General features: G+C 51.2%; 4 protein-coding genes. 2 read left to right on the top strand and 2 right to left on the bottom strand.

Annotation, left to right across the window (positions count from 1 at the left end):
• Positions 1-1,348 (bottom strand): FAD-dependent oxidoreductase (locus L696_RS0126835; RefSeq protein WP_025686391.1); only part of this gene is annotated, 1,348 nt, incomplete at its 3' end.
• A gap of 446 nt (positions 1,349-1,794) precedes the next feature.
• On the opposite strand from L696_RS0126835, the gene L696_RS0126840 reads away from it, so the two are divergent.
• Both L696_RS0126840 and L696_RS0126845 read left to right on the top strand, forming a co-directional pair.
• On the top strand, positions 1,795-2,397 hold the full coding sequence (locus L696_RS0126840; RefSeq protein ID WP_025686392.1) for an ANTAR domain-containing response regulator: 603 nt from the start codon (positions 1,795-1,797) through the stop codon (positions 2,395-2,397).
• Positions 2,398-2,416: 19 nt separating this feature from the next.
• Entirely contained in the window at positions 2,417-3,490 is a 1,074-nt protein-coding gene (locus L696_RS0126845) for an anthranilate phosphoribosyltransferase (protein WP_025686394.1), read from the top strand.
• Positions 3,491-3,623: 133 nt separating this feature from the next.
• Here the strand turns inward: L696_RS0126845 and L696_RS0126850 are convergent.
• Positions 3,624-5,127, bottom strand: a 1,504-nt coding sequence (locus L696_RS0126850) for a molybdopterin oxidoreductase family protein (RefSeq protein ID WP_025686395.1), incomplete at its 5' end; no start/stop codon positions are given.

A 5,127-nucleotide genomic window follows, 5' to 3' on the forward strand; every position in this document is an offset into this window, starting at 1 on the left:
TGCAGGCCTTAATCTCCCCAAGGCTCCGGCAACCAGCCGCAACCGCCTCTCCGATGTCACCCTTGGATACACCATTACATCCGCATATAATTTCGTCATCAGGCATTTGCTCCAGCATCATAGCGCCACTTGCTTCTGGTTGGCCGGGATTGAAGCCGAGCAATAGCTCTTTCTCACGGCCAACCACCGACTCGCCACTTTTGATCAGAGAAAACAACATGGCTCCGTCAGACGTATCCCCAAACAGAACGGCTCCGATCAGTTTTTCTTCCTTGATGACGATTTTTTTGTAGACGCCGCCAATATCATCCTGATACCGCAGGGAACGTGTTCCCGGCTCGTCCTTGTAACTCCCTGCTGAAAACACGTCTACGCCCGATACCTTCAACCTTGTCGAAGTGACGGAACCACTGTAGCCGGGAGTCTCCATTCCCGCGAGTCGCTGAGCCAGCACACCACCCTGCTCATATAATGGAGCTACCAATCCGTAAGTGATTCCCCGGTGTTCTGCACATTCGCCAACGGCGTATATACCGGGGATATTCGTTTCCATGTAATCATTTACGATAATGCCACGATTTGCAGGGATTCCCGCCGACACCGCCAGTTCAATGTCTGGTAAGATGCCTACTGCCATAACGATCAGGTCCGCTTCCAGCTCACTACTGTCGGCAAATTTCAATCCTTCCACGCGGCGACGCCCCGTAATAGCCGCCGTCCGCTTATTGACCAGAAAAGTCATTCCCTGCTCCTCCAGCTCGCGCCGTAGCATAAGGGAAGCGGCCTCATCCAGCTGCCGATCCATAATATATCCATTAATATGAATAACTGTAACGTCCATCCCCAAGTTGAGCAGCCCCCTGGCTGCCTCCAGCCCAAGCAATCCGCCGCCGATGACGGCTGCTTTTTTGTGCCTCTTCGCCGTCTCCATCATCATCTCGCAGTCACGGATATCCCGGAAACCAATAACACCATCCTTGTCTGCTCCTGGAAGCGGCAGAATGAAGGCTTTGGAGCCTGTTGCCAGCAACAATAAATCATAAGAGACGCATACGCCGGAGTGTGACGTCACCTGCCGCTTTTCCGTGTCGATAGCTGTGACAGGATCATCGGTATACAATCGGATATTGTTGTCTTCATACCAACTCCAGTCGTTGATGACAATATCCTGCAAACCAGCCCCTCCGGCCAAAACAGAGGATAGCATAATCCGGTTATAGTTTGGATGGGGCTCGGCCCCGAATACCGTAATCTCATAGGTGCCTGGTGCGATCTTCAGCAAATGTTCAAGGGTGCGTATCCCCGCCATTCCGTTGCCAACCAGCACTAACTTTTTGTTATAGTTCATCAGGTCACTCCCCTTCCATTTCTATCCTCAAAACATAAAAAGCCTGCTTCACATAGGGGAATTCAAAACATCCCTCCCACATGTGAAAACAGGCTCCATTGCCGTTTCATCGAATACGCCGTTGTATCCATCAGAGTATGGAATTAAAAAGTACTGTAGCCAATATATAATGATTCAAGTTATATGTCAATATTCCTTACGCATAATCTTATAAAAATTATATTTTATCACCATGTAACATGTTTATGATGTATAAAATATCACTCTCCTACAAAATTAGGATTGATTTTCAGTCAAAAACACGCCAAAATGGTTTAAAAGTCCGTTTAAACTTGATAACGATGAAAAAAACAGGCAGCCAGACAAAATCCTATGTCATATTTGTTATCAATGAATACCATCTCCATCGTTAACTACCCTTCATGTTACAGAGAGGAGGAGCCCGCTTGCGTTCCTTGTTGGTAATTCACTTGCATTCTGACCATGTATCCGAGCAGGCACACGCCGTTTCCCCACGGCAGGCAGGACCCGAGCACCTTTTAGAGTCCAACGGATACCTACCTCTACCCTGCCGCAATGAATCTGAAATTAAACAGCTAATCTATAATGCAGATGCGGCGGTACTAAACATACCTGTCGGCACGATCAGCATGTGGGGCGACAGGTTGAAGCAAACCAAAGCGGTCCCGTTGCTCTGGTGGTGCAGCGCGGAATCAGCACTGTCATCGACGGAGGCTTGTGAGGCCGATGTTACTGTCGACGGCATTCTAACCCCTTCCATGGCAGCCCATGAGCTGAATTGGGCTCTTCATTTTAGCGCCAAACGCTTTTTTGAACGCCAGCACTGGCAAAGCGAACGCAAACAACTGACCGCTCGACTGGAAGAACGCAAATGGATTGATATGGCGAAAGGAATACTTGGCGAAGTAAACGGAATCCCAGAAGCTGAGGCATACGATCTACTGCGTAAAAAAGCGATGAACGATCGCAAACGGATCGTTGATGTGGCCATCTCCATTGTCAAAGCACAGCAAATGCTAAAAGCATAAATCTGAAAGGGGCTTGAACATGAATATCATTGAAATATTAAAAGAAGTTGGACGCGGCAAAAGAGGCGCCCGGGATCTGAATTACGCCGAAGCCGAAGCTGCTGCTGAACTTATTATGACCCGGTCGGCAACCCCTGCTCAAATCGGAGCTTTCTTTGCCGCGGAACGCATCAAAATGGAGAGTATTGCCGAGCTGGAAGCATTCGTAAATGTCTGCCGTAAATATACCCACCGCTTTCCCATGCAGGAAGGTATTGATTTCGCCGGTCCGTACGATGGCAGGAAGTCATCATTTATCGCCACCTTCGCAACTGCCTTTCTACTCGCCTCATGCGGAATACCAGTAACGATGCATGGCAGTGCACCACTTCCTCCCAAATGGGGTGTTACGCTCCCGCTTTTACTGCAGGAAATGGGGGTAACGTCCGGGAACATGACACGCGAAACCGCCATTCATGCCGCGAAGCTGACGGGTGTACTGTTCGTAGCCTCCGAACAATGGTGCGCGCCCCTGCGAGATCTGCGGCCCATTCGCGAAGAGTTGGGGCTTCGCACAGTGCTGAATACAGCCGAGAAACTGGTTGATTACGGTTCTTCCCCGTATATTGTATTCGGCGTTTTCCACAATACTGTGTTCGACAAGACGGCGAAACTTATGCAAAATCTGAATTATCGCAGGGCTCTGATCGTCCAGGGGAGCGAAGGATCGGAGGACCTGTTCATCGACCGGCCGACCCGGACTTACCTGCTTGCTAACGGCGAGGGGTCACTGCAGGTTATTGATCCAGAAATGTACGGGCTGGATTCGGTGGTACCAGAGCATAACTGGACGCCAGCCGAACAGCTACGCATAACGGAGGAAGCGCTGCAAGGCATAGCTCCTATAGCTTTTTCGAATCAAGTGCTACTCAACGGCGCGGTCCGGCTGTTCGTTGCAGGGCGAGTCGACTCCGTAGAGGAGGGTTTGTACACCTGCAAACCGCTGCTAGAAAACGGGGACGCCTGGAATTTGTATTGTCGCTGGCGTGAAGCTATGCTCAGAAAAGAAATAAAAACGGGAGCTAGCATATCCGAAACCCGATTGCATTTATAATATTGGCGTCACGCAGTCTAGCGATTGTGGGCCATAAACTGTACAGGTCAAAAAAGCCAACCCCCGCACTCATACAAAGGGGGTTGGCTTTTTATGCAAAGAAAAAGGAAAATCCACTTACACTGCTCCTGCTCTAGAACTGAGACCACTCCCCGTTATCTGCACTGGTTGCGGCTGCAGCCAGGTGAAGGGGACGGATGCGTACAGCAGCCGTTTTGAAGCCGGGCATCCGGCAGAACGGATCAAGGTCGGGCCGGGTCGCCCGATTTACATTTTGCGCCCCACCCCAATGCATGGGTACGAAGAGCGTGTCTTCGCGGATATGTGGCCTGATCCGGCTGCGGACGGTGAAGCTACCGCGCTGTGATGCTATTTCTACCCACTCCCCGTCCCTGATATGCCAGCGTCGCGCTGTACGCGGATGAATTTCAACATAATTTTCAAGCTCGCGCGCGGCCAGCGACGGACTTCTGCGTGTTTGTTCACCGGTCAAATAGTGAGCCAGCACGCGGCCGTTTGTCAAAATAAGCGGGTATTCCTCTGATATCTCCTCTCCTGCTCCACAGCTTTCAACCACTGTAAAAACCGCCCTTCGGTCAGGAAGGGCAAAGGTTTCCTGAAACATCGTATCCATACCGGCTTCGTCCGTAGACGGGCATGGCCAATATACTCCTTCCTCACGACGCAGCCTGTCATATGTGATCCCATAGTAATCGGCAGGACCGCCCCGGCTGGCGAGTCGCAGTTCTTCAAAGATTTGCTCGGCATCCCTGTACGAGAAGTAGCTACCCTTGTTCAGCCTTGCAGCCATCTGACACAAAATGCTCCAGTCATCTCTAGCCTCGCCCGGTGCGGGCCGCGCCGCTTCCCGCAGCAGAACGCGGCCCTCCAGATTGGTCATCGTCCCCGTATTCTCCAAATAAGACGTTACAGGCAAAACAATGTCGGCCATCCGTGCGGTTTCAGTGAGAAACATATCCGCCACAACCAACAGATTCAGCTTTTTCAGCGCTTCCTCCACCAGCCGGACATTCGGGTTAGATACAACAGGATTAGAGCCCATCACGAACAGAGCTTGGATTTCTCTCTGATGAACAAGCTCCATCATTTCGTAGGCCGACACTCCTTTTCCCGGTAAACTACCCGGTTCAACTCCCCACACGGACGCCACATAGACTCGATCTTCTTCATTCTCAATCGATCTGTAGCCAGGGAGCTGGTCAGCCTTTTGACCATGCTCTCGCCCCCCTTGTCCGTTCCCTTGGCCTGTGATGGCCCCGTAACCGCATCCTTCCCTTCCAATCTTGCCGGTGGCCAGCACCAGATTAAGAAATGCACGCACCGCCATATGTCCATCTGTCTGCTGCTCGACGCCCCTGGCCGTAAAAACGATGCCGGTGCCTACACTGCCAAAGGCGCGTGCAGCCTTTTGGATCATATCCAGATCAATTCCGCACAGCACAGCCGATTCGTTCAGATCCACATCATTCAAATGAGTCAACAGCTGCTCGAACCCGTTAGTCCGCTTGCGGATAAACTCTTCATTCGCAAATCCTTCATCCACGATGACCTTTAGCATGGCATTGGCCAGCACAGCATCCGTACCTGGCTTGATTTGCAGATGCAGATCGGCGGCC

The organism is Paenibacillus maysiensis, assembly GCF_000520815.1.
Taxonomy (GTDB): domain Bacteria; phylum Bacillota; class Bacilli; order Paenibacillales; family Paenibacillaceae; genus Paenibacillus; species Paenibacillus maysiensis.

Coding starts and splice junctions, on each gene's coding strand:
- L696_RS0126845 (WP_025686394.1), top strand. CDS start 2,417: ATGAATATCATTGAAATATTAAAAGAAGTTGGACGCGGCAAAAGAGGC.